Origin of the sequence: Streptosporangium heterodermiicola (assembly GCF_051390675.1) — a bacterium.
Classification (GTDB): Bacteria; Actinomycetota; Actinomycetes; order Streptosporangiales; family Streptosporangiaceae; genus Streptosporangium.
Genome location: NZ_JBPJSR010000015.1, coordinates 46,444 through 69,412, shown reverse-complemented (window position 1 = coordinate 69,412; position 22,969 = coordinate 46,444). Strand labels below are relative to the sequence as shown.

The 22,969-nt window shown below is 70.8% G+C and carries 20 protein-coding genes; 12 read left to right on the top strand and 8 right to left on the bottom strand.

All coding sequences use genetic code 11. The features are described from left to right. Window positions 1-69: 69 nt before the first annotated feature. Window positions 70-1,311, top strand: a complete 1,242-nt coding sequence (locus ACSC1Q_RS28965) for a hypothetical protein (RefSeq protein ID WP_436761854.1) — start codon at window positions 70-72, stop codon at window positions 1,309-1,311. A 256-nt stretch (window positions 1,312-1,567) separates the two neighbouring features. On the opposite strand, the gene ACSC1Q_RS28960 is transcribed toward ACSC1Q_RS28965, so the two are convergent. Then, window positions 1,568-2,047, bottom strand: a complete 480-nt coding sequence (locus tag ACSC1Q_RS28960) for a LacI family DNA-binding transcriptional regulator (protein WP_436761853.1) — start codon at window positions 2,045-2,047, stop codon at window positions 1,568-1,570. Further along, window positions 2,044-2,319 (bottom strand): type 1 periplasmic-binding domain-containing protein, encoded by a 276-nt coding sequence (locus ACSC1Q_RS28955; protein ID WP_436761852.1) that lies wholly within the window; start codon window positions 2,317-2,319, stop codon window positions 2,044-2,046. The genes ACSC1Q_RS28960 and ACSC1Q_RS28955 overlap by 4 nt, the downstream gene beginning before the upstream one ends. A gap of 7 nt (window positions 2,320-2,326) precedes the next feature. On the opposite strand from ACSC1Q_RS28955, the gene ACSC1Q_RS28950 reads away from it, so the two are divergent. After that, on the top strand, window positions 2,327-2,563 hold the full coding sequence (locus tag ACSC1Q_RS28950; protein ID WP_436761851.1) for a glycosyl hydrolase 53 family protein: 237 nt from the start codon (window positions 2,327-2,329) through the stop codon (window positions 2,561-2,563). A gap of 241 nt (window positions 2,564-2,804) precedes the next feature. On the opposite strand, the gene ACSC1Q_RS28945 is transcribed toward ACSC1Q_RS28950, so the two are convergent. The 3 genes from ACSC1Q_RS28945 to ACSC1Q_RS28935 all read right to left on the bottom strand — a co-directional run bounded on the left by ACSC1Q_RS28945 (window position 2,805) and on the right by ACSC1Q_RS28935 (window position 6,048). Continuing rightward, on the bottom strand, window positions 2,805-4,271 hold the full coding sequence (locus ACSC1Q_RS28945) for a pectate lyase family protein (protein WP_436761850.1): 1,467 nt from the start codon (window positions 4,269-4,271) through the stop codon (window positions 2,805-2,807). Window positions 4,272-4,629: 358 nt separating this feature from the next. Continuing rightward, complete coding sequence (locus ACSC1Q_RS28940; protein ID WP_436761849.1) at window positions 4,630-5,493, bottom strand: NAD(+)/NADH kinase; 864 nt, start codon at window positions 5,491-5,493, stop codon at window positions 4,630-4,632. 132 nt (window positions 5,494-5,625) lie between these two features. Beyond that, window positions 5,626-6,048, bottom strand: coding sequence for a hypothetical protein (locus ACSC1Q_RS28935; protein WP_436761848.1), 423 nt, complete (start codon window positions 6,046-6,048; stop codon window positions 5,626-5,628). A 306-nt stretch (window positions 6,049-6,354) separates the two neighbouring features. Here ACSC1Q_RS28935 and ACSC1Q_RS28930 point away from each other — a divergent pair, with 306 nt between their 5' ends. The 4 genes from ACSC1Q_RS28930 (at window position 6,355) to ACSC1Q_RS28915 (ending at window position 11,303) form a co-directional block, all read left to right on the top strand. Further along, window positions 6,355-7,155, top strand: coding sequence for a sulfotransferase family protein (locus tag ACSC1Q_RS28930; protein WP_436761847.1), 801 nt, complete (start codon window positions 6,355-6,357; stop codon window positions 7,153-7,155). Further along, on the top strand, window positions 7,152-8,351 hold the full coding sequence (locus tag ACSC1Q_RS28925) for a glycosyltransferase family 4 protein (RefSeq protein ID WP_436761846.1): 1,200 nt from the start codon (window positions 7,152-7,154) through the stop codon (window positions 8,349-8,351). The genes ACSC1Q_RS28930 and ACSC1Q_RS28925 overlap by 4 nt, the downstream gene beginning before the upstream one ends. A 474-nt stretch (window positions 8,352-8,825) precedes the next feature. Then, the gene (locus ACSC1Q_RS28920) at window positions 8,826-10,211 is read left to right on the top strand and encodes a family 2B encapsulin nanocompartment shell protein (RefSeq protein ID WP_436761845.1); all 1,386 of its coding nucleotides are present in this window, start codon (window positions 8,826-8,828) and stop codon (window positions 10,209-10,211) included. A 51-nt stretch (window positions 10,212-10,262) separates the two neighbouring features. Further along, complete coding sequence (locus ACSC1Q_RS28915) at window positions 10,263-11,303, top strand: family 2 encapsulin nanocompartment cargo protein polyprenyl transferase (RefSeq protein ID WP_436761844.1); 1,041 nt, start codon at window positions 10,263-10,265, stop codon at window positions 11,301-11,303. Window positions 11,304-11,429: 126 nt separating this feature from the next. On the opposite strand, the gene ACSC1Q_RS28910 is transcribed toward ACSC1Q_RS28915, so the two are convergent. Continuing rightward, window positions 11,430-12,581 carry an acyl-CoA dehydrogenase family protein gene (locus ACSC1Q_RS28910; RefSeq protein ID WP_436761843.1) on the bottom strand — a complete coding sequence of 384 codons (1,152 nt, stop codon included), beginning with the start codon at window positions 12,579-12,581 and terminating at the stop codon, window positions 11,430-11,432. Between the two features lie 160 nt (window positions 12,582-12,741). Further along, complete coding sequence (locus ACSC1Q_RS28905) at window positions 12,742-13,476, bottom strand: hypothetical protein (RefSeq protein WP_436761842.1); 735 nt, start codon at window positions 13,474-13,476, stop codon at window positions 12,742-12,744. A 354-nt stretch (window positions 13,477-13,830) separates the two neighbouring features. On the opposite strand from ACSC1Q_RS28905, the gene ACSC1Q_RS28900 reads away from it, so the two are divergent. The 4 genes from ACSC1Q_RS28900 to ACSC1Q_RS28885 all read left to right on the top strand — a co-directional run bounded on the left by ACSC1Q_RS28900 (window position 13,831) and on the right by ACSC1Q_RS28885 (window position 18,568). Then, entirely contained in the window at window positions 13,831-15,468 is a 1,638-nt protein-coding gene (locus ACSC1Q_RS28900) for an ABC-F family ATP-binding cassette domain-containing protein (RefSeq protein WP_436761841.1), read from the top strand. Between the two features lie 85 nt (window positions 15,469-15,553). After that, window positions 15,554-16,534 carry a LacI family DNA-binding transcriptional regulator gene (locus ACSC1Q_RS28895; protein ID WP_362871686.1) on the top strand — a complete coding sequence of 327 codons (981 nt, stop codon included), beginning with the start codon at window positions 15,554-15,556 and terminating at the stop codon, window positions 16,532-16,534. Window positions 16,535-17,007: 473 nt separating this feature from the next. Continuing rightward, window positions 17,008-17,559, top strand: coding sequence for a hypothetical protein (locus tag ACSC1Q_RS28890; RefSeq protein ID WP_436761840.1), 552 nt, complete (start codon window positions 17,008-17,010; stop codon window positions 17,557-17,559). A gap of 61 nt (window positions 17,560-17,620) precedes the next feature. Then, window positions 17,621-18,568, top strand: coding sequence for a COG1361 family protein (locus ACSC1Q_RS28885; RefSeq protein ID WP_436761839.1), 948 nt, complete (start codon window positions 17,621-17,623; stop codon window positions 18,566-18,568). A gap of 45 nt (window positions 18,569-18,613) precedes the next feature. On the opposite strand, the gene ACSC1Q_RS28880 is transcribed toward ACSC1Q_RS28885, so the two are convergent. Continuing rightward, entirely contained in the window at window positions 18,614-19,144 is a 531-nt protein-coding gene (locus ACSC1Q_RS28880) for a hypothetical protein (protein WP_436761838.1), read from the bottom strand. Between the two features lie 130 nt (window positions 19,145-19,274). Here ACSC1Q_RS28880 and ppgK point away from each other — a divergent pair, with 130 nt between their 5' ends. Together ppgK and ACSC1Q_RS28870 are read left to right on the top strand one after the other, a co-directional pair. Continuing rightward, complete coding sequence (gene ppgK, locus ACSC1Q_RS28875; RefSeq protein WP_436761837.1) at window positions 19,275-20,006, top strand: polyphosphate--glucose phosphotransferase; 732 nt, start codon at window positions 19,275-19,277, stop codon at window positions 20,004-20,006. 477 nt (window positions 20,007-20,483) lie between these two features. After that, window positions 20,484-22,784, top strand: coding sequence for a glycoside hydrolase family 6 protein (locus ACSC1Q_RS28870; RefSeq protein ID WP_436761836.1), 2,301 nt, complete (start codon window positions 20,484-20,486; stop codon window positions 22,782-22,784). Window positions 22,785-22,969: the final 185 nt, after the last annotated feature.

Sequence of the window (22,969 nt, the reverse complement as noted above, 5' to 3'; positions counted from 1 at the left end):
CAAGCCGCCGACATTCTGGAATGATCGCTGGATATCCTGTCGGACATCGAGACTGACGGACAGTGACTGATGCCCCCCATCGATCAAATCACCGCCTTCGCATCGGACCAGCCGGTTCTCACGGTCATCATCGGCGTGTTCGCCCTCGTCCTCCTGGTCGTGGCGTATTTCGTGCTGCGCGCGATCCAGCGCCTGGCGGTCCGCTTCTACCATCGTCACGTCGCGCCCCGTCCGGCGGAGGACATCCTCACCATCGTCGCCGCCAGCATCGCGACGGGTGTCTCCGCCCAGGGCATGTGGCGTTTCTCCGGTGACGTGCTCGGCTTCGACGGCCCCCTGCGGCTGCTGCTCTTCGCCTTCATCGAGGTCGCCGTCATCACCAGCGCCGTCCGGGCGCGCCGCAACATGCGGGAGAACTTCTCCGCGGGCATCGACGGCGTCGCCGTGTGGGCGCTCACCGGTCTGACGGCCGTGCTGTCGAGCATGGACGCCCGCAGTGCCGCCGAGGCCATCTTCCGGCTCGCCGCCCCCCTGGTGGCGGCGTGGCTGTGGGAGCGCGGCATGGCGATCGAACGCCACCGCATCACCGGGCGTGCCCGCATCAACTGGCGGATCACCCCCGAGCGCGCGCTGGTCCGCGTCGGGCTGGCCGAGGTCAGCGACCGTACGGCCAGCGAGGTCGACGCCCACCGCAGGCTGACCCGGGTCGCGCTGGCGGCCAAGCGGGCCCGCGCGCTCCGTGCCTCGGGGGCGTCCGACAGGAAGATGCGCGTGGCCCTCACCAAGCTGGACCGTGCCATGGACCGGGCGGTGGAGCACAGCGGCCTCGCGGTCGACTCCGCGCGCCAGGAGGCGCTGCTCTCCCAGATCGGCGCCCTCTACAACACCTCCGCCCTGATCGACCTGACCCCGCCCGTGCCGTGGGCGGAGCCCGAGCGTCCCGCGGTGGCGGTCGGCCCCGCGGCGCTGCGGCCCCCGGTCGACGATGACGACGACGAGCTCCATGTGCTGGACGTCCCGCCGCCGATCGTCGACACGGCGCAGCGCGCGGCCCTGATGCGCGCCGCGCGGGAATACTGGGACAAGCAGATCGAGCGGAAGTTCGTGCCCCGCGCGGCCGACATCGCCCACGAGACCGGCGTCTCCCTGGCCAGCGCCCGCGAGTACCGGGCCCTGTGGAAGCTGGAGCCCAAGGCTCACGCGCTGCTGGAGGCCGCCTTCCACGAGCACGGGATCGTCGACACCGGCACCTTCCCCGCGATCGAGACCGAGCACGTCCTGACCGTGAACGGCTCCTCACCCGGTCGCTGACCCCACCGTGGGGCAACGGGCCGTGGAGGGAGTCGTCCACGGCCCGCCGGTCCCTCCGCCCGCGCCCGGACCTCACGAGGGTCACCCCGGCCGACGATCTCGCGGCCGGGGCCCCGGAGCCGTGTCCCCGTCGTTCCCGCCGTTCCCGTCGTTCCTGCGGATCCCGACACCCGCGCCGACCCCGCCGCTCGCCCGGTGAGGCCGGTGAGGCCGCCCGGTGAACCGCCCGCTCGGCTCACCGGGTCAGGTCGCCCGCTCAGGCCGACTCGCGCACGATGAGGGTCGTGGGCAGTATCACCGGCTCCAGGTTCTCCGCGCCGTCGATCAGGGCGAGCAGCAGGCGTACGGTCTCCTCGGCGACCCGTTCCAGGGACTGCCGGACGGTGGTGAGCGGCGGGTGGGTGGTGAGCGCCACCGCGGAGTCGTCGAAGCCGCCCACCGCGACGTCCTCGGGCACCCGCCGCCCGGCGGCGCGCAGGGCGGAGAGCGCGCCCGCGGCCATCAGGTCGGAGGCGACGAATACCGCGTCGATGTCGGGGGCGCGCTCCAGCAGCCGGGCCATCGCGCTCTCCCCGCCCAGCTGGGTGTAGTCGCCGTGCTCGATGAGTCTCCTGCTCGCCTTCCTGCCGAGGATGTCGGCGAAACCCTCCAGCCGCAGCGCGCCGCCGGGGGTGTCGAGCGGGCCGGTGATGGTGACGATCCGTTCGCGGCCCAGTCCCACCAGGTAGCGGGTCATCTGCGGGCGCCCTCGCGGTCGTCGGCAGCCGCGTAGGGGATCACGTTCTCCCGCCCGATGACGGCCCCCTGGGCGACGGCGGCCACCGGGATGTCCACCAGCGCGTCCACCAGCCTGTCGCCGGCGTGGGTGGAGACCAGGAAGGCCCCGTCGGCGTGGCCGCCGCGCAGGTAGCGGATCACCCGGTCGCGGTCGCCGTCGTTCCCGGCGATCATCATCACCAGCGACACGTCCCGCTCGGCGAGCCTCCGGCTGGCGGTGCGCAGCAGCACGCTGTAGGTGGGATCCTTACCGGCGGGCCGGTCGGCGATGCTGCGCGACGTGATGAGCGTGGTGCAGGCCGTGCCCGGCGGGCGCGGGCTCGGCGCCGTCTACTGGGAGCCCACCTGGACCGCGGTGGCCGGCAACGGCTGGGACCCGGCCGACCCGTCCTCGGGCAACGGCCGGGAGAACCAGGCGCTGTTCGACTTCACCGACAGGGCGCTGCCCGCGCTCACCCAGTTCGCCCACCAGTGACCCTCGCGACCGTACGGCGGTGATCCTCGTGACCGCGCGGCGGGATGCCCCTTCCGCGCGGTCGTCGTGAGAGCGGGTCGTCGTAAAAGCGGGTCGGCGCGAAAGCCGGTGGCCGGACCCCACGGGGTCCGGCCGGAAAGCTTGTGGCCGGGCCCCGCCGGGGCCCGGCCACGCTCGGCTGTCGCCGCCTCCCGGATCGGACCCGGGTCAGGTGCGGGTCAGACGTGGGACGGAGTACGCGTCAGATGGAGATCCGGCCGGCACCGGCGCCGCCGGTCACGATCGACTTGACGCTGGAGGCGCCGTCGAGGGAGTAGGAGTAGGGGATGGAGGCCACGCTGCCGCCGGCCTGGCCGCTGCCGGAGTTGACGAAGTGGTTGTTGCGGGCGACCAGGGTGCCCGGCCCCGAGTCACCCTCGCCGAGGTGGTACGGGTCGTCGGTGTTCTCGAAGTAGTTGCCCTCGACCAGGACGCCCGCGCCCTCGGTGGAGGCCACACCGTAGCCGCCGACGTTGCCGTAGTAGTTGTTGTAGACGTGCACCGGGTTGCCGAAGCGCACGCGCGGATGGCGCTGGGTGCTGCCGTCGAACCAGTTGTGGTGGTACGTCACCCGCAGGTGCCCGCGGTCCTCGCCGCCGTTGCCGTCGTCGTGGCCGAGCAGCATGGACTTGTCGTGGTTGGTGACCTTGTTCCAGGAGATGGTCACGTAGTCGCTGGCCCGCTTGACGTCCACCGCGCCGTCGTAGCCGTTGCTGAAGGTGTTGTGGTCGATCCAGACCCGGGTCGAGTACTGGACCTGGATGCCGTCGTCGTTCCAGTCACGGAAGGACAGGTTGCGGACGATGACGTTGGACGCCCGGGAGATGTTGAAGCCGCAGCCCGCGATGGTGGCGCCCGAGTTGCCGATGATCGTCTTGTTGGAGCCGACCGTGAGCATCCCGGAGCAGGAGATCGTGCCCGACACCCGGATGACCGCCGCGCCGCTCGACGAGAGCGCGCTGCTCAGCGCCGAGGAGCTGCTGACCGTGGTGGGCGGGGTGCCGCCGCCGCCGGTGGTGCCGCCGCCCTGGGTCGCCCAGCCGACGAGGCCGCCCGGGTTGCCGGGGGTGGGGGTGACCGTGGGCGTCGGGCCGGGGGTGGGGGTGGTCGTCGGGCCGGGGGTGGGGGTGGTCGTCGGGCCGGGGCCGCCGCCCGCGGGGACGAGCCGCCACTGCTTGGTGGCGACGGTGTCGCAGGAGTTCTGCTGGACGAGGGCTCCGGGGGAGGTGGAGTTGTCCTTGGTGTTGAGGCACTTGCCGCCGTTGGCGTTGACCACCCGGTAGTTCGAGCCGGACTCGGTCAGGTTCCACGTCTGGGAGGAGGCGCCCGAACAGCTCTCCTGCTGGACAGCTTTGCCGGCGGAGGTGCTCGCGCCCTGGACACCCGCGCACAGGCCGCTGTGGACGGCCTTGAGCTGGGTGCCGCTCCCGGTCACGGCCCAGGACTGCCCCGAGCCGCCGCAGCCGCTCTGGGTGAGCTGGACGCCGGTGGACGAGCTGGCTCCGGGAACGGTCAGGCACAGGCCGCTGCCGTTGTTCACCAGGTTGTAGTTTCCCGCCGCGGGCGCGGCGGCGGAGGCGGCGGAGACGCCGGCCACCGTTCCCGACAGGGCGAGGGCGGCGACCGCGACGAGAACGCCGGCCGCCTTCCCGTTGATTCTGTACAGCACAGTCGAGCTCCTTGCTGGTCCGGCAGGCCGGTACGCCTGCGGTTCGGAGTCCCCCCAGCGAGCACTCGCCGTTCACATATGCGATCCGCGTACATGTGAGCGAACAACCCACAAGTTAGGTAAGCGCTTTCCCGCTGTCAAGCCGGGCATGAAAGTTTCATGACGGACGCTGTCACCCGACCGTCCTCGCCACGCCCGCGACCAGCGGAGGGCGTGCGGAGCGAGCCCTGACGGGCGTGCATGGAATGCCGGAAAGGTCCGGCCTGCCTAGGCGCCGGAGGCCGGGAAGGTCCGGCCTGTCTCCGTGCCGGTGGCCGGGAAGGCCTGGCGGGCCTCGGCGCCGGCGTCCGGGAGGGTTCTAGTCGACCTCGGCGCTGCCGTTGACGCGGAGCTTGCGGCGGGCGCGGTCGTAGAAGCTCTTCGGGCCGAGCCTGACCACCCAGGCGGCGGCGCGGATCGCGGTGACGCCGAGCCCGTCCCCGGGCGTGAGGTGCGCGGCCACCGTGCCGTCCACCTCCACGGCCAGCCGGCCGCTCGTCGGCAGCAGGTCGAGCACGACCCGCTCGTCGGCCGACAGCACGATGGCCCGGTTGAACGACGAGTGCGCCGCCGCGGGGACCACGAGGAACCCCTCGACCGTCGGCGACACGATGGGGCCGCCCGCGGAGAAGCTGTAGGCGGTCGACCCGGTGGGAGTGGCCACGATCACCGCGTCGGCCGCGTAGCGCACGAAGGGGTGCCCCTCCACGGTGATCGACACCGCCGACAGCCCGTCCCCCGGTATCCGCACCAGGGCGATGTCGTTGAACGCGGTCACCGCGGTGCCGTCGGGCAGGGTCGCTTGCACCGCCATGCGCGGCTCGACCGTGTAGGCGTGGCTGTCGATGGCCGACAGCGCGGGGGGCAGCTCGTCGACGTCGATCTCCGCGAGGAACCCCAGCTTGCCGAGGTTGACGCCGAGGACCGGGGTCTGCCGCCCCGAGATGAGGCGCATGGTGCGCAGCATCGTGCCGTCGCCGCCGAGGCTGACGAGCAGGTCGGCGCGGTCGACCAGGGTGGCGCCGTCGACCGACACCGCGCTGCAGTCGATGCGCCCGACCTCGTCGGGCAGCCCCAGCACCGTGACGTCGCGGGCGCGGGCCCACTCCACGATCGTGTCGATGGCCACCTTCGAATCGCGCTGCGGGTGCAGAACCAGCCCCACGGTCTTGACCATCCCCATGCCCCACACTGTACGGTGCCCGCCACCGGACCCGTACGCCGCGCTCCCGGACGACGATCTCCCGCCCGCCCGTCGGACCGGAGCGCGTGCCCGGAGCCGGGACGACCGGGTGCGGCGAGGGCGAGGGGGCGGTCAGTTCTGGCGGCGTTCCTTCATCCGCGCCTCGTGGAGGTGGCGGCGCCCGCCCGCGAGCCGTTCCCTGACCCGTCTCTCCACGCCGGTGAAGACGTCGTGGTAGCCGTCCTCGTACTCCTCGACGATCTGGAAGGTCCAGTGGCCGGGGATGACGTCGAGGCCGATCAGCTCGCGGGTCACCAGGTCGGCCATCTCGGGGTGGCCCGCCGCGCGCAGCAGCTCCACGGCCTCGTCGAGCTGCAGATCGGCGTGGCCGGTCAGCTGGTGGAAGGAGTAGAGGTGCCCGCGGGCCCTCTCGGTCGTCTCCAGCGCCTCGGAGAGCTTTCCCAGGGCCTCGGCGGTGGCGTCGTCGACGTCGTGGGACGAGGCGTCCGCCGAGGTCCGTGAGGAGGCCGGATCCGGCCGTACGTCGTGGGTCACTCGATCTCCTCCTCGCGGGGCACGACGAGCCAGGGGCAGCGTGATCGCCGATCGGCCGCATGCCCTCTGAGCTGTGGGAACGTGTCACTACCCCGCGTGGGAGGGGTGAATCGCCGGCCGCTCGCGCCGTTGTCCCAAGGACCGGGCGCGCCCGCGGACAGAGAGGTGTTCTTGAGTGAACACACAGTGAAATGCCAGGAAAGGTGACTACCCTCCCTGGGCATGGACTGGCAGCGCAAGGCAAACGACACCCTTGTCAGGCTGACCGGATTCCAGCTTAACCGAGTAGGGAAAGTTGGTCCACCGGTGGCCCCGGGGAGGCCCGCGGTCGCGGAGGAGTCGTTCAGGCCGCCCGCCGACCCGAGGATCGACCGGCTGCTGGTCGCCCCGATCTTCATCCTCTCGCCGGTGAGGTCGGGATCCACGCTCCTGAGGGCACTGCTCAACGCCCACTCCATGCTGCACGCCCCGCACGAGCTGCACGTGCGCAGGCTCCGGGTGGAGTTCGGCACCTCGCTGGCGGAGAAGGCCATGGGGGCGCTCGGGCACGAGCGGACCGACCTGGAACACCTGCTGTGGGACCGCGTGCTCCACCGCGAGCTGGTCGGGAGCGGCAAGACGTTCGTCGTGGACAAGACGCCGGCCAACGCCTTCGCGTACCGGCGCATCGCCGCGTGCTGGCCGGACGCCCGGTTCGTCTTCCTGCTGCGCCACCCGGCGTCCGTCGCGAGCTCGTGGTACGAGGCCGGCGCGGGCAAGAGGACGCCCGAGGAGGCGGCGCTCGACGCCCTGCGCTACATGAAGGCCGTACAGCGGGCGCGGGGGGCCCTCAGCGGGTGCACCGTGCGCTACGAGGACCTGACCGCCGACCCCGGGACCGAGGCGCGCCGCCTCTGCGACTTCCTCGGCGTCCCCTGGGAGCCGGAGATGCTGGCGTACGGCGAGCAGGCCGTGCTGGAGAAGGGGCTCGGCGACTGGAAGGACAAGATCCGCTCGGGGAGCGTGCAGCCCGCGCGCGACCTGCCGGGGGAGAGGGAGATCCCGGAGTCGCTCAGGCCGATGTGCGAGAGCTGGGGATACCTGCCGCGCGCCGCGGAGCCCACGTGACGTCACCCGGGACCCCCGGGGTCTCCGAACCCATGAAGATCCGCTACATGCTCCTGCACGCGTACGGCATGGGCGGGACGATCCGCACGGTGATCAACCAGGCGAACGCGATGGCCGCCGCCGGGCACGAGGTAGAGATCGTCAGCGTGGTGCGCCGGAGGGAGAGACCCCAGTTCCCGATCGACGCGCGCGTCCGCCTGCTGGCGCTGTCGGACCAGCGGGACGGCAGGCCCTCGGACTCGGTGGGGCGCAGGGCCTGGCGGCGGATCCGCGGCAAGATCGTGCCCGCCGGGGAGTTCGCGGCCTCCTACTTCACCGAGCGCGTGGAGCGGGCCGTCATCGACCACGTCTCCGCGCTCCAGGACGGCATCCTGGTCACCACCCGTCCCGCGCTGAACCTCATCTCCGCCCGGCGCGCTCCCGCGAGCGTCGTCAGGATCGCCCAGGAGCACATGAACCTGGCCACCCACCCCGAGGCGGTCCGGGCGGCGATCGCCCGCCACTACGGGAACCTGGACGCGGTGGCCGTGCTCACCGGGACCGACAGGAGGGAGTACCAGGCGCTCCTGCCCGGCACCCCCGTCGTGCGCATCCCCAACGCGGTCGGCCCCGTGCGGCGGCCGCCCTCCTGGCAGGAGGACAGGCTCGTGGTCGCGGCCGGGCGGCTCGTCGGGCAGAAGGGCTTCGACCTGCTGATCCCCGCGTTCCGCAAGGTCGTCGACCGTCACCCCGACTGGCGACTGCGGATCTACGGCACCGGCCCGAAGAAGGACGCGCTGCGCGAGCTCCTGAAGGAGCACGGGCTGAGTGACAACGTCACCCTGATGGGACGGACCGGCCGTCTCGACGAGGAGCTGGCCAAGGCCTCCTTCTACGTGCTCAGCTCGCGGTTCGAGGGCCTGCCGATGGTGATGATCGAGGCGATGACCCAGGCGCTGCCCGTCGTCGCCTTCGACTGCCCGACCGGCCCGGCCGACGTGCTCACCCCCGGGATCGACGGGCTGCTCGTCCCTCCCCGGGACGTCGACGCGCTGGCGGCGGCGATGATCCGGCTCATCGAGGACCGGGGGCTGCGGGAGCGGATGGGAGCCGCCGCCGTCGTCACCGCGCGCGACTACACGCCCGAAGTGGTCATGCCGCTCTGGGAGAACCTGTTCGCCGAACTCCTGGGCCGCGCACCGGAACCGCCACGCTGATCGGTTCTGCCGGTTTTTCGTCTTTTGTTGGACATGTCGCCCAGGACGGTTTTTCGCCTTTTCGTCACATGTGCTTCGGGGTGATCCGGAGGATTTTTCGCGCCGCGCGGAAGGGGGTTTCCGGGGCGCCCTGCCGGTCTTCGAGGATACGCAGCACAATGTCTGAAATAACGGATATTCCCAGCTCACAACCCGGCCACGTGAACCGGGTCGCCGATATAAATAAGACATTCACTATTTTTCGGGCATTTGGCGGTAGCGGCTTTGTTGATTATCGGCCGGATCGTATTCAATGCTTGACAAGATATTTAAGGGCAACCCAAAATTGGGGCGTCCACGGTGGCGGGCCGCATCCGGCTCCGCGCATCGGGGGGTCAACGATTCTGCCGTTTCTGTCGCGGGTAATTGACGTTCCCCCCTGGTTGTTCCATGTCTTCTTCCCCTGTCAGTACGAGTACGGATCGGTGGTGTGTTGTGACGGAGTTCGAGGCTGGCCGGTCGCAGCTGAGTCTGAGTACGGACGCCGCGCGTAACCTGGCGACGACGACCAAGTCGACTCCCCAGATGCAGGAGATCACCTCGCGGTGGCTGCTGCGGATGCTCCCCTGGACGCAGGTCTCGGGCGGCACCTACCGGGTCAACCGGCGGCTGACCTACACGATCGGCGACGGGCGGGTGAGCTTCACCAACTCCGGGTCGCAGGTGGCGGTCATCCCGGCCGAGCTGTGCGAGCTGCCCCTGCTGCGCGGGTTCGACGACTCCGACGTCCTCGACGCGCTGGCGGGCCGGTTCGTCCAGCGGGACTTCCAGGCCGGTGACGTGCTCGTGGAGGCGGGGCGGCCCGCCGACGAGGTCGTGGTCATCGCGCACGGCAAGGTCAACAAGGTCGGCACCGGCCCGTACGGCGACGAGATCGTGCTGACCGTGCTGGCCGCGGGCGACCACTTCGGCGACGACGCGCTGGTCGGCGAGGGGGGCGAGTGGCCGTTCACCGCCAGGGCGGCCACCGGCGGCACGGCGATGGTCCTGCCCCGGCAGGCCTTCCTGGAGGTGGCCGAGCAGGCGGAGACGCTCCAGGCCCACCTGCGGCAGCGGGAGACGGCCGCCCAGGGGCCGCGGAACAAGTACGGCGAGGCCGCCGTCGAGGTGGCCGCCGGGCACGCGGGGGAGGCCGACCTGCCGGGTACGTTCGTCGACTACGAGCTCTCCCCGCGCGAGTACCAGCTGAGCGTCGCGCAGACGGTCCTGCGGGTGCACAGCCGGGTGGCCGACCTCTACAACGACCCGATGGACCAGATCGAGCAGCAGCTCCGGCTCACGATCGAGGTGCTGCGCGAGCGGCAGGAGCACGAGCTGATCAACAACCGCGAGTTCGGGCTGCTGCACAACGCCGACCTCAAGCAGCGGATCCACACCCGCACCGGCCCGCCCACCCCCGACGACCTCGACGAGCTGCTCAGCCGCCGCAGGAGCACGAGCTTCTTCCTCGCCCACCCGCACGCCATCGCCGCCTTCGGCCGCGAGTGCAACGCGCGCGGCCTCTACCCGCAGGGCGTCGACGTCGGCGGCAGCGGGGTGCCCGCCTGGCGTGGCGTCCCCATCTTCTCCTGCAGCAAGATCCCCATCACCGAGACCCGCACCACCTCGATCCTGGCCATGCGCGTCGGCGAGGACAACCAGGGGGTCATCGGCCTGCACCAGACCGGCATCCCCGACGAGTACCAGCCCAGCCTGTCGGTCCGCTTCATGGGCATCAGCGAGAAGGCGATCATCTCCTACCTGGTGAGCGCCTACTACTCCGCCGCCGTCCTGGTGCCCGACGCGCTCGGAATCCTGGAAGACGTCGAGATCGGGCACTGAGGACGGTTGAGGCCGGGCCTCGGACCGGCCGCCGAGCGAGGGAGAGCGAGCATGACGACCATCGAGATGTCGACGGACGGGCGGTCCGCGGGCGAGGTGCTGGCCTGGAGCCGGGACATGGTCGAGGCGACCCTGCGCCCGGCGGCCGACACGCTGCCCGCGTCGATGAGGCGCATCGCCGGATACCACTTCGGCTGGTGGGACGAGCGGGGCCGGCCGTCCACGACCGGCGGGGGCAAGGCGATCCGCCCCGCGCTGGCCCTGCTGTCGGCCGAGGCCGTCGGCGGCACCGCCGTCTCGGCGCTCCGGCCGGCGGCCGCCGTCGAGCTGGTGCACGACTTCTCCCTCCTGCACGACGACGTGATGGACGGTGACCGGACCCGCCGCCACCGCCCCACGGCCTGGGCCGTCTTCGGTGTCAGCCCGGCCATCCTGGCCGGTGACGCGCTGCTGACGCTCGCCTTCGACGTGCTCGCGACCGGAGGGCACCCGGTCACCGCCGAGGCGACCCGGATCTTCAGCACCGCGGTCCAGGAACTGCTGGACGGCCAGAGCGCGGACGTCTCCTTCGAGGAGCGCCAGGACGTCGGGCCCGCCGAGTGCATGAGCATGGCGGCCGGCAAGACCGGGGCCCTGCTGGGGTGCGCCTCCGGGCTCGGCGCCCTGTTCGGCGGTGGCGGCCCCGAGCAGGTCGAGCACTTCGTCGCCTTCGGCAGGGACCTGGGGCTGGCGTTCCAGCTCGTCGACGACCTGCTGGGCATCTGGGGAGACCCCGAGGCGACCGGCAAGCCGGTCCACTCGGATCTGCGCAGCCGCAAGAAGTCCGTCCCGGTCGTCGCGGCCCTGACCTCGGGCACCCCGGCCGGGCGGGAGCTGGCCGGGCTCTACCACCGGGAGCGGCCGTTCTCCGACACCGAGCTGGTCCGCGCGGCCGAGCTCGTCGAGGCCGCGGGCGGGCGGGCCTGGACCCAGATGGAGGCCGACGAGCTGCTCGCCCGGGCCCTGCGCCACCTGGTGGCGGCGGGCGCGCTGTCCAGGCCCGCCGCCGAGCTGACCACCCTCGCCCGTCTCGTCACCCGCCGCGACCACTGACCGGAGCTGGTCTTACGGCGATCGCGCGCCAGCCGAAAGCTCTCGGCCGAGGGCTCTCGGCCGAGGGCACACGAACGAGAACTCCCGGGTGAGGGCGCTCGGACGGGCGCCTCCGGGGCGGCGTGCTCAGACGAAGGCGCTCGTGCCGGTGATCGCCCGTCCCACGATGAGGGTGTTGATCTCGCGCGTCCCCTCGTAGGAGTAGATCGCCTCGGAGTCGGCCACGAACCGGCCGACGTCGTAGTCGAGGACGATGCCGTTGCCGCCCAGGATCTCCCTGGCCCATCCCACCGCCTCGCGCATCCGTGCCGTGCAGAAGGCCTTGGCCATGGCCGAGTGCTCGTCCTTGTAGACACCCGCGTCCTGGAGCTGTGCCAGCCGCACCACCATGCCCAGCGAGCAGGTGACGTTGCCCAGCATCCGCACGAGGAGGTCCTGCACGAGCTGGAAGCCCGCGATCGGCCTCCCGAACTGCTCGCGCGTCTTCGCGTACTCCAGCGCGAGCTCGTAGGCGCCCGTCATGCAGCCGACCGCCTGCCAGGCCACGCCTCCCCGGGTCTGCCGCAGGATGGTGCCGGTGTCGCGGAAGCCGTTGGCCCCCTGCAGCCGGTTGATCTCCGGTACCAGGCAGTTGGTGAGCGTGATGTCGGCGTTCTGGACCGTGCGCAGGGCTATCTTGTTCTCGATCTTCGTGGCGGCGAAGCCGGGCGTGCCCTTCTCCACCACGAATCCCTTGACCTGGCCGTCGGCCTCGTCCTTGGCCCACACCACGATCAGGTCGGCGAAGGTCGCGTTGCCGATCCAGCGCTTGGCCCCGTTGAGCACCCACACGTCGCCCTCGCGACGGGCCGTCGTGCGCAGCCCCGCCGCGACGTCGGAACCCCCCTCGGGCTCCGTCAGCGCGAACGCCCCGATCTTCTCCATCGCCGCCATCGGCGGCAGCCACCGCTCCCGCTGCTCCTCCGAGCCCAGCCGGTCGACGCTGCCCATCGCCAGGCCGTTGTGGACACCGAAGAACGTGCCCATCGACGGGTCCACCCGGTTCATCTCCAGCACCACGAAGCCGGTCAGCAGGCTCCGTGCCCCCCGGTAGGCCAGGCCCGCGATGTCGAGCTTGGCGAACTCGGGGATCAGCTGGTGGGGGAAGCGCGCGTTGGTCCACGCCTCGTTCGCGATGGGCGCGACCTCGCGCGCCATGAACTCCCGTACCCGTAGCACGATCTCCTTCTCGTGCTCCTCCAGCAGCTCGGAGTAGTCGTAGAAATCACCCGTCGTCATCGGCTTCCCTCCGGTCCTCGTACCCCTTCGCTGCCCGAAAGGCGGGGGATCAAGCGGGAGACCTCGCCGGGAGGTGCCGGAAACGGCGGAAGCCCGGGTCTCCCCGGGCTTCCGTGTTTCGGCTACCGTCCGGTCGCGCCGCGACCGTCAGGCGAGACCACTACCAACGACGGGTGTACACGCGAACCTTGTCGGTCCGGCTGCGGCTCTCGGAGAGCTCGTCGGTGCCGTCGAAGATCGCGCGGTACTCACCGCTGCTGTACGCGCGGGCCTTGGCGCGGAAGGTGCCCTGCCAGCCGGTGTCGGGGGAGGTCACGAACTTCCACGTGTTGGAACCGCGCTTGCGGAAGTAGATCTCCACCTCCTCGCCGCGAACGCCCTTCCAGCGGTCGTCGTCGACCTGGAGACGGCCGGTGAAGTAGACCCAGCGACCCTTGCGGACGTTCTCGGGGTTCGCGGAGAACCGGTAGACGCGGGTGTCGGCCTTCTCGGCCTCCTCGTGTACGACGGAGAAGTTGACCTCGTCGGTCACCTTCTTGCCGTCCTTGTCGTACGCGTCGGCGATCGCGACCCAGCGGCCCTCGAAGTCGTTCTCGTCGAAGCTGGTCGTGAAGCGCCACAGGTCACCCTTGTGCAGGAGCCTGGGGTCCTCCGCCGCCTGGGTGCGGGCCTGGTCGGAGACCGGCCTGAGGCGAAGCTCGACGCGGGTGGCCTCGGTGGTGCGGACCTCGATGGTGACCCTCGTGTCGTCGTCTCCCTTCACGACGACCGGGTTCGGGCTGACGTTGTCGATGCGCACGCTGAGAGCGACTCGCTCCGCGGAGGCCGTTCCCGCGGACAGGAGCAGCGAGCCGCTCACCGCCGCCGACAGCAGACCGATAGCGATTCGTTTCATCAAGACGCTTTCCTCTTCTCCCCGTTCATTCGGAGACAGTCAGGTTTGACCGTTCCCACTCCATAAGACGACACGGAAGCGACTGCTGTTGCCTGAAGTCCACAAAAAAGGGAGTTTAAGTTTCCGTAAGGTAACGTTTTCCGACAGGAATCACCAGGTCAGTCATCGATCGCCGAAGCCCAAAAATTTTTCGCTAATAAGTGAAATATGTCTGATTTGTCGGGAATAGGGTTCGGCGGGTGAGGGTGGTGGCGCGCGGCGGTGTCCGGCCGGGGTGCTTCTGGATCTTCAATCGGACAAAACGGATATATGGGACGTGGCGTCGTGGTGCCGGCGGGCGGATAGCGTTTGCGTATGAGTGCCACCATCGTCGCCAAGGACCTGGCCGCCGGACACGGCGACCGCGCGCTTTTCGCCGGGCTCGACCTGGTGGTCGCCCCCGGCGACATCGTCGGCCTGGTCGGGGTGAACGGCGCGGGCAAGTCCACCCTGATGCGGATCCTCGCCGGGCTGCTCCCTCCCGAGCACGGCTCCGTACGGCTCAGCCCGCCCTCGGCGTCGGTCGGCTACCTCCCCCAGGAGCGCGAGCGCCGCGCGGACGAGACGGTCGCGGACTTCCTGGCCCGCCGTACCGGGGTGGCCGCCGCGCAGCGCGCGCTGGACGCCGCGACCCAGGGGCTGGTGGACGGGACCCCGGGGGCGGACGACGACTACGCCGCCGGCCTGGAGCGCTGGCTCGCCCTGGGCGGCGCCGACCTGGAGGACCGGGCCGCCGAGGTCGTCGCCGAGCTCGGCCTCGCCGTGGAGCTCGACCGGCCGATGACGGCTCTCTCCGGCGGCCAGGCCGCGCGGGCGGGCATGGCCTCCCTGCTGCTCAGCCGCTACGACGTCTTCCTGCTCGACGAGCCCACCAACGACCTCGACCTGGAGGGGCTGGAGCGGCTCGAACGCTTCGTCACCGGCCTGCGCGCCGGGACGGTCCTGGTCAGCCACGACCGCGAGTTCCTGGCCAGGACCGTGAACCGGGTCGTCGAGCTCGACCTCGCCCAGCAGCTGGTCAGGGTGCACGGCGGCGGCTACGAGGCCTATCTCACCGAGCGCGAGGTCGCCCGCCGGCACGCCCGCGACGAGTACGAGGAGTACGCCGGCACCGTCGCCTCCCTCAAGCAGCGCGCGGGGATGCAGCGCGCCTGGATGGAGAAGGGCGTGAAGAACGCGCGGCGCAAGGCGTCCGACAACGACAAGATCGGCCGCAACTTCCGTACCGAGGCCACCGAGAAGCAGGCCGCGAAGGCCCGCCAGACCGAGCGGCTGATCGAGCGGATGGAGGAGGTCGAGGAGCCCCGCAAGGAGTGGGAGCTCCGCATGGAGATCGCGGTGGCCCCGAGGTCGGGGGCCGTCGTCGCGACGCTGCGCGGCGCCGTGGTCCGGCGCGGCGCCTTCACCCTCGGCCCGGTGGACCTGGAGGTCGGCTGGGCCGAGCGGGTGGCGGTCACCGGCGCCAACGGCTCCGGCAAGTCGACCCTGCTGGCCGCGCTCCTGGGCAGGCTCCCGCTGGACGAGGGCAACGCCTCGCTCGGTCCCGGGGTGGTCGTCGGCGAGGTGGACCAGGCGCGGGGGCTGTTCCTCGGCGACGAACCCCTGGTGGAGGCCTTCGGCGCGGCCGTGCCCGACCTGGCTCCCGGGGACGTCCGCACGCTGCTCGCCAAGTTCGGGCTCCGGGCCGCGCACGTGCCGCGCCCGGCCGCCACCCTGTCGCCGGGGGAGCGGACCAGGGCCGCGCTGGCGCTGCTCCAGGCGCGCGGGGTGAACCTCCTGGTGCTCGACGAGCCGACCAACCATCTGGACCTGGCCGCGATCGAGCAACTGGAGTCCGCGCTCGCCTCCTATCCCGGTACGCTGCTGCTGGTCACCCACGACCGCAGGATGCTGGACGCCGTGCACACCACCCGGCGGATCCACGTCGACGGCGGCGGGATCACCGAAAACTGACCGGCACGACCCGCCGGACCTGACTGTTGACGTAACTTTCGCAAGTCGCCGCAAGTAATTGCTTCCCTTGCCTTATAGTTTCATCATGACGCGACGGCTTGCAGAAGTGGCCAAGAAGGTCGGGATGAGCGAGGCGACGGTCAGTCGCGTGCTCAACGGGAAGCCCGGAGTGTCCGAGGCGACCCGTGAGGCCGTCCTCACGGCGCTCGACGTGCTCGGCTACGAGCGGCCGACCCAGCTGCGCGGCGACAGGGCCCGGCTGGTCGGGCTCGTCCTCCCCGAGCTGCAGAACCCCATCTTCCCCGCCTTCGCCGAGGTCGTCGGGGGTGCGCTGGCCCAGCAGGGGTTCACCTCCGTGTTGTGCACCCGCACCCTGGGCGGCGTCTCCGAGGCGGAGTACGTCGACCTGCTGCTCCAGCAGCAGGTGTCCGGCGTGGTCTTCGCCGGAGGGCTGTTCGCCCAGGCGGACGCCCCCCACGAGCACTACGAGCTGCTGCGTGAGCGGCGCCTGCCGACCGTGCTGGTGAACGCCGCGGTCGCGCACCTCGCCTTCCCCCAGGTCTCCTGCGACGACGTGGCCGCCGCCGAGATGGCGCTCGGCCACCTGCGGTCGCTGGGCCACGAGCGGATCGGCATGGTGCTCGGCCCCCCCGACCACGTGCCCTCGCGGCGCAAGCTGGACGCGGCCGACCTCGACCCCGAGTTCGTGGAGCACACCATGTTCTCCCTGGAAGGAGGGCACGCGGCGGCCGCGCGGCTGATCCGCAGGGGCGTGACCGGCGTCATCTGCGCCAGCGACGTGATGGCCCTGGGCGCGATCAGGGCGGCCCGCAGGGCGGGGCTCTCCGTGCCCGACGACGTCTCGGTGATCGGCTACGACGACTCCGCGCTGATGAACTGCACCGACCCGCCGCTGACGACGCTGCGCCAGCCGATCGACGCGATGGGCCGCGCGGTCGTCGACCTGCTCGCGGCACAGATCGACAAGGCCCTGGTCCCGGCCGACGAGCTGCTCTTCGAGCCCGAGCTGGTGGTGAGGGCCTCGACCGGCCCGGTCAAGCGCTGAGAGGAGCCCGCCGGGAGGCGGGGGGCGGGCTCGGGAGGCGTCATCCCGTCCCCGCTCCCGAAGACGGCCCACCGCCCTCCGAGGTTCCGTCGGTGGATGATCTAGCAGACAGACGTCGCTATCTTCCGGCTTCGCATTCGACTGTTACGAACATATGTCGCGAACAAGAAGCTGGAATGTCCTTGGCTTCCTGGACGGAGACCCGTGGGATCTCCGTGGCGGGAGGCGGCGTCGAGTGGTCCCCGGGTGGCCCGCGGAGTCGTTCTCGGGCGGCCTCGCGCTCCCCGGGTGACCCCGGGGGATTGATCACACTCCCCTCCCTTTGATTCTCGCCGGAACATCTCGGGGTCTCCCGTTTGCCGTTTTCGTCACGCTGAGTAGTTATTGATCTCTTAGAGTTAACGCGACAAGTGTGAAGATCCGCCGCTTGCCGCCCCCCGAAGACATGCCTCGTCATTCGGAAGGAAGAGATCTTGCGTAAGAGATTTGCCGCGCTCACCTCGGCGGGCGTAGGCGCCTTGATGGTCGTCCTGGCGGCACCGGCGGTAGCCGCCCCCACCGCCGACACCATCGTCACGTTCACCGTGACAGCGGGCACCCTGGACATCGTCGCGCCGGCCGGCCCGATCAACCTCGGTTCCGCTCCCCCCGGTGGCACGATCACCGGCCAGATCGGTCCCGTGTCGGTCTCCGACACCCGAGGCGGGGCCACCTCGGTCTGGACCGCGACGGTGTTCGCGACGAACTTCATCAACGGCGCGCTGACCATCCCCTTCAGCGCCGTCTCGTACTGGTCCGGGCCGGCGACCGCCACCAGCGGTGGCGGCACCTTCATCCCGGGGCAGCTCACGGCGGCCAACGCGGTCCCTCTGACGGGCACGGCCCCGACCGCCATCCCCGCCTTCGCCCACACGGGAGGCACGGGGGGCAGTACGGCGACGTGGAACCCCACCCTGATCGTCAACGTCCCCATCACGGCTCAGACCGGCACCTACACCGGGACGGTGACACATCAGGTGGCGTAGCCGGATCGCCGGACCGTTCACGCTGACGCTGCTGGCCACGCTGTGTTCCGGAGCGACCGGCGTGACCGGCGCGTCGGCCGGTGAGAGCCGGGTCGCCGCCGAGCCCCGGGGCGCGATCGGCATCCGCCTGCTCGAAGCGCCGGTCAGCCACCGCGGCGATCCCCGCGCGCTCTCCTACATCGTCGACCATCTCAATCCGGGCACCACCATCCGGCGGAAGGTGGAGGTCTCCAACACGTCCAGGAGACTCCAGCGCGTCAGCCTGTATCCGGCCGCCGCCGACGTCGTGCGGAACAGGTTCGACGCGCTGCCCGGCCGTCCCAGGAACGAGCTGGTGAGCTGGATGTCGCTCGATCGCGACGCGGTCGCCCTGCCACCGGGTGGCAGGGCGACCGCCCAGGTGACGATCGAGGTGCCGTTCACCGCCTCGCGCGGTGAGCGGTTCGGCGTCGTCTGGGCGGAGGTCGCCGCCGAACCCGACGACTCCCACCCCGTGCGCGTCGTCAACCGGGTCGGGATCCGCGTCTACCTCGACGTCGGGCCGGGCGGCGAGCCGCCGTCGGACTTCCGGGTCGAGAAGCTGACGCCCGCACGCACCTCGGACGGCAGCGTGCAACTGACGGCGCTGACCCGTAACACAGGGGAGCGGACCCTGGACATGAACGGGGCGCTGTCGCTGATGGAGGGCCCCGGCGGCCTGCAGGCCGGGCCTTTCCCCGCCGACCTGGGGGTCACGCTGCTGCCGGGTTCCGTCGCGCCGGTGACCGTGACCATGGACCGGCGCATGCCCGACGGTCCCTGGAAGGGTCGGCTGACCCTGACGAGCGGCATGGTGAAACGGGCGGTCACCGCGACCTTCACCTTCCCGGCGATGGGCGAGGGCCGTTCCGTCGAGCCCGACGAGAACTACCTGCCCCTGGTGGGGCTGGTGGCCGGGGTGGTCGTGCCCGTCACGGCCCTCGGCCTCATGGTGCGCCGCAGGCGCCGGGCCGTCGCCCCGGCGAGCTGACGCCCCCGCCGGGCGGGCGGGGTCTCCCCGCCCGCCGTTCTCAGGTCACTTCGAGACGTAGAGGACCTTCCAGCTGCCCGCGTACAGGCAGTTCAGGGAGGGCTTGGAAGCCCTGGCCTCGGAGCAGACCTTGAGCTCGACCTGGTAGAGGTCGCGCTGGGTGAACGTGAACGACTTCGGGGTGCCGTACGAGCAGTCGACGACGCTGCGGTGCTTGAACGGCAGGTTCTTGCCGTCGGCGGTCCGGTAGGTGAGGCGGAAGACCGCCCAGCCGCAGGAGGGGCCCCTTGTCAGGTCGTAGACCTTGCCGGAGATCCTGCCGAGCTCGGCGGCGGGGATGACCGCGTGGTCCTCACCGGAGACCGTCAACGAGCCCTTCGTCTTCGCCCTCCTGCCGGGGGCGTAGTAGGTGCCCCACGGACCGGCGCCCTGCGACGCCGTCGTGCCGGTGGTGGCCGGCCCGGTCCCGTCCTGGGCGGTCGCCGCCTGGGCGGTCGCCGCCTGGGCGGTCGCGGGGGCGATGGAGACGAGGGCGGTGGCGAGGGCGAGTCCTGTGAGGAGGCGGCTGATCGTCATGGGAGGAGTTCCTTTCCGGCTGCTGTGTCCACAGTGTGTGATGAACCGCTTTCAATCGGGTTGACCGCTCGCTGCAAACGAGTATCAGCCGCCTATCAGGGGGAAGGGGGAGTCAACAGGAGGTAAGTACATGGAAGCGCTGGGAATCGACATCGGCGGGTCGGGGATCAAGGGTGCGCCGGTGGACGTGGCCAAGGGGCGGCTGACGCGGGAGCGGCTGCGCATCCCCACGCCGGACCCCGCCAAGCCCGAGGCGGTGGCCGAGGTGGTGGCGGGGATCGTCGAGCACTTCGCCTGGGACGGCCCGGTGGGGGTGACCTTTCCCGGGATCGTGGTCGACGGGGTCGCCAGGTCGGCCGCCAACGTGGACAAGGACTGGATCGGCACGGACGCGCGGAAGCTGTTCTCCGGGGCGACGGGGCTGCCGGTGACCGTGCTCAACGACGCCGACGCGGCCGGTCTCGCCGAGGTGGCGGCGGGCGCCGCCAAGGGCAGGACGGGTGTGGTGATGCTGCTGACCTTCGGTACCGGCATCGGCAGCGCCCTGCTCATGGACGGCCGCCTGGTGCCCAACACCGAGCTCGGCCACCTGGAGATCAGGGGCAAGGAGGCCGAGAAGCGCGCCTCCGACCACGCCCGCGAGGCGCACGACCTCGACTGGGACGAGTGGGCCGAGAAGGTGCAGGAGTATCTGGAGCACGTCGAGGCGCTGTTCTCCCCGTCGCTGTTCATCATCGGCGGAGGGGTCAGCAAGAAGGCCGACAAGTTCCTGCCCCAGATCAAGTTGCGCACCCCGATCGTCCCCGCCGGTCTCCAGAACGAGGCGGGCATCGTGGGCGCCGCCATGGCGGCCCTCGGATAGCGGCTCCTGCCCGGGTGCGCGCTTCGCGCAGGCGGCCCGGGGAGGCCGGCGTACGCCGGACGCGAGAAGGGGGTGACGGCCGGCCGCGCCGAGGGCGAGGGGCGTACACCGGTGCGTGGGAGTGGTGGCGTGCTCCGAGGACGAGGCGCGGGGGAGCCGGGGGACGGCGCGTGTGCCGCGCGGAGGCCGGGGAGTCGCGTAGTTCCTGGAAGTTTCCGGATTCCCCCGTGAGCGTGTCCGCGCGGAGGCCGTGGAGTCTCCCCGGTCTTCCGGGGGTTCGGTGGCGGCCGTCGCGCACCGTCCGCGAGGGGCTCCGGGGAGGGGTCTGAAACTTTCATCGCGCTCGAAATCTGTTCGGTGAGGTCAGAGGCTGGGTCGGCCCCATTCGGGGGCCTCCGACGTGCAACAAGCTGTACACATCCGTGAAACATCCGGAATATGGGAGCGCTCCCACCATCCTCCTGGAGATGATCACGAATGACAGTAAATCCGCGCCGCCATGCCTGGCGCAACCGGCTGGCGACCATGGCGGCCATGCTCATGGCCGCCGCCGGTCTCGCCACCGGGCAGGCCGCCACGGCGCACGCCGCAGTCGCCTGCGACGTCGCCTACACCACCAACGACTGGCAGGGCGGATTCACCGCCAGCGTCACCCTCAAGAACCTCGGTGACCCTCTCACCAGCTGGACCCTGGGCTTCGCCTTCACCGCCGGGCAGACCCTCCAGCAGGGCTGGTCGGCGACCTGGGCCCAGTCGGGCACCCAGGTCACCGCGAAGAACCTCTCCTGGAACGGCTCCCTCGCCACCGGCGCCTCCACCAGCCTCGGCTTCAACGGGTCGTCGACCGGGAGCAACCCCAAGCCGGCCGCCTTCACGGTCAACGGCGTGACCTGTGGCGGGCAGACCCCGGTCAACCAGCCCCCCACGGTCAGCCTGACCAGCCCCGCCTCCGGCTCCTCCCACCAGGCCGGTGCCGCGGTGCCGCTCGCGGCGACCGCGAGCGACGACGGCTCCGTCAGCAAGGTGGAGTTCTACGTCGACGGCACGCTGGTCAACACCGACACCAGCTCCCCGTACTCCTACTCCGCGACCGGCCTGTCGTCCGGCTCCCACACCGCCAGCGCCAAGGCGTACGACAACGCCTCCCCGGCGCTCTCCACCCAGACCGCCGCGGTCCCCTTCACCGTCGGCGGCGGCACCTCGACGCCGTCGATCGTCGCCTCCCCGACCTCCCTCAGCGTTCCCGAGGGCGCGTCCAGGACGGCCGGTTTCAGGCTCAGCCAGGCGCCGAGCGGCAACGTCACGGTCAGCCTGACCAAGACGGGTGACACCAACGTCACCATCTCGCCCTCCACGCTGACCTTCACCACCGCCAACTGGAACACAGCGCAGAACGTGACGGTCTCGGCGGCCCAGGACTCCGACCAGGCCAACGGCACCGCCACCGTGACGGCCGCCGCCACCGGCTACACCAGCGCCTCCGTCGCCGTGACCGAGGCCGACGACGACGGCGCCCCGCCGGTCGGGCACGTCGACAACCCCTACGCCGGAGCCGACGGCTACGTGAACCCCGACTGGTCGGCCAAGGCCGCCGCCGAGCCGGGCGGCAGCGCGGTCGCCAACATCTCCACCGGCGTGTGGCTGGACCGCATCGCCGCCATCGCGGGCTCCTCCTCCGCCATGGGCCTGCGCGCCCACCTGGACGAGGCCCTGGAGCAGGACGCGGCCAACGGCAGCAGGCCGCTGACGATCCAGTTCGTCATCTACAACCTGCCCAACCGCGACTGCTCCGCGCTCGCCTCCAACGGTGAGCTGCTCATCGCCCAGAACGGCCTCAACCGCTACAAGACCGAGTACATCGACCCGATCGCCGCGATCATGGCCGAGTCGAAGTACGCGGGCCTGCGGATCTCGACGATCATCGAGATCGACTCGCTGCCGAACCTGATCACCAACCTCAACGTGGCGAAGTGCCAGGAGGCCAAGGACAGCGGCGCCTACGTCGACGGTGTCCGCTACGCCCTGAACAAGCTGCACGCGATCCAGAACGTCTACACCTACATCGACGCCGCGCACCACGGCTGGCTCGGCTGGGACACCAACTTCGGCCCGTCCGCCGACCTGTTCGCGAGCACCGTCTCCGGCACCACCGCCGGCTTCGACAGCGTGGACGGCTTCATCACCAACACCGCCAACTACTCGGCGCTGCGTGAGCCGCACTTCACCATCAACACCACCGTCAACGGCCAGACCGTCCGCCAGTCCAGCTGGCTCGACTGGAACTTCTACGTCGACGAGCTGTCCTTCGCCCAGGCCTTCAGGAACACGCTCATCCAGAAGGGCTTCCGGTCCAACATCGGAATGCTGATCGACACCTCCCGCAACGGCTGGGGAGGCTCGGCCCGCCCGGCCGCTCCCAGCACCTCCACCGTGCTGAACACCTTCGTCAACGAGTCGCGCGTCGACCGCCGGATCCACGCCGGCAACTGGTGCAACCAGAGCGGTGCCGGACTGGGCGAGCGCCCGCAGGCCAGCCCCGCCACCGGTCTGGACGCCTACGTCTGGATCAAGCCTCCGGGCGAGTCCGACGGCTCCAGCCGGGAGATCCCGAACAACGAGGGCAAGGGCTTCGACCGGATGTGCGACCCGACCTACGGTGGCAACGGGCGCAACGGCAACAACATGAGCGGCGCCCTGCCCGACGCGCCGATCTCCGGCCAGTGGTTCTCCGCCCAGTTCCGCCAGCTGCTCCAGAACGCCTACCCGGCGCTCCCGTAACCCGCTGATCCCGGGTCCCGCTCCCGCGGGGCCCGGGTAGGGCCCGAACGCGACGGCCCCGCCACCCCGGCCCCGGGGAGGCGGGGCCGCTTCCCTTTCCCGCCCTCAAGCCTGGTCCTCTTTCCCGGTCCTCTCGTCCAGCGGCCCCTCGCCCGATCCCCTTTGTCCGACCCCCTTTGCCCGGC

Excerpts from the sequence above, each read along its gene's own strand:
- ACSC1Q_RS28965 (WP_436761854.1), top strand. The coding sequence starts at position 70 with ATGCCCCCCATCGATCAAATCACCGCCTTCGCATCGGACCAGCCGGTT.
- ACSC1Q_RS28960 (WP_436761853.1), bottom strand. The coding sequence starts at position 2,047 with ATGACCCGCTACCTGGTGGGACTGGGCCGCGAACGGATCGTCACCATC.
- ACSC1Q_RS28940 (WP_436761849.1), bottom strand. The coding sequence starts at position 5,493 with ATGGGGATGGTCAAGACCGTGGGGCTGGTTCTGCACCCGCAGCGCGAT.
- ACSC1Q_RS28915 (WP_436761844.1), top strand. The coding sequence starts at position 10,263 with ATGACGACCATCGAGATGTCGACGGACGGGCGGTCCGCGGGCGAGGTG.
- ACSC1Q_RS28910 (WP_436761843.1), bottom strand. The coding sequence starts at position 12,581 with ATGACGACGGGTGATTTCTACGACTACTCCGAGCTGCTGGAGGAGCAC.
- ACSC1Q_RS28905 (WP_436761842.1), bottom strand. The coding sequence starts at position 13,476 with ATGAAACGAATCGCTATCGGTCTGCTGTCGGCGGCGGTGAGCGGCTCG.
- ACSC1Q_RS28900 (WP_436761841.1), top strand. The coding sequence starts at position 13,831 with ATGAGTGCCACCATCGTCGCCAAGGACCTGGCCGCCGGACACGGCGAC.
- ACSC1Q_RS28895 (WP_362871686.1), top strand. The coding sequence starts at position 15,554 with ATGACGCGACGGCTTGCAGAAGTGGCCAAGAAGGTCGGGATGAGCGAG.
- ACSC1Q_RS28880 (WP_436761838.1), bottom strand. The coding sequence starts at position 19,144 with ATGACGATCAGCCGCCTCCTCACAGGACTCGCCCTCGCCACCGCCCTC.
- ppgK (WP_436761837.1), top strand. The coding sequence starts at position 19,275 with ATGGAAGCGCTGGGAATCGACATCGGCGGGTCGGGGATCAAGGGTGCG.
- ACSC1Q_RS28870 (WP_436761836.1), top strand. The coding sequence starts at position 20,484 with ATGACAGTAAATCCGCGCCGCCATGCCTGGCGCAACCGGCTGGCGACC.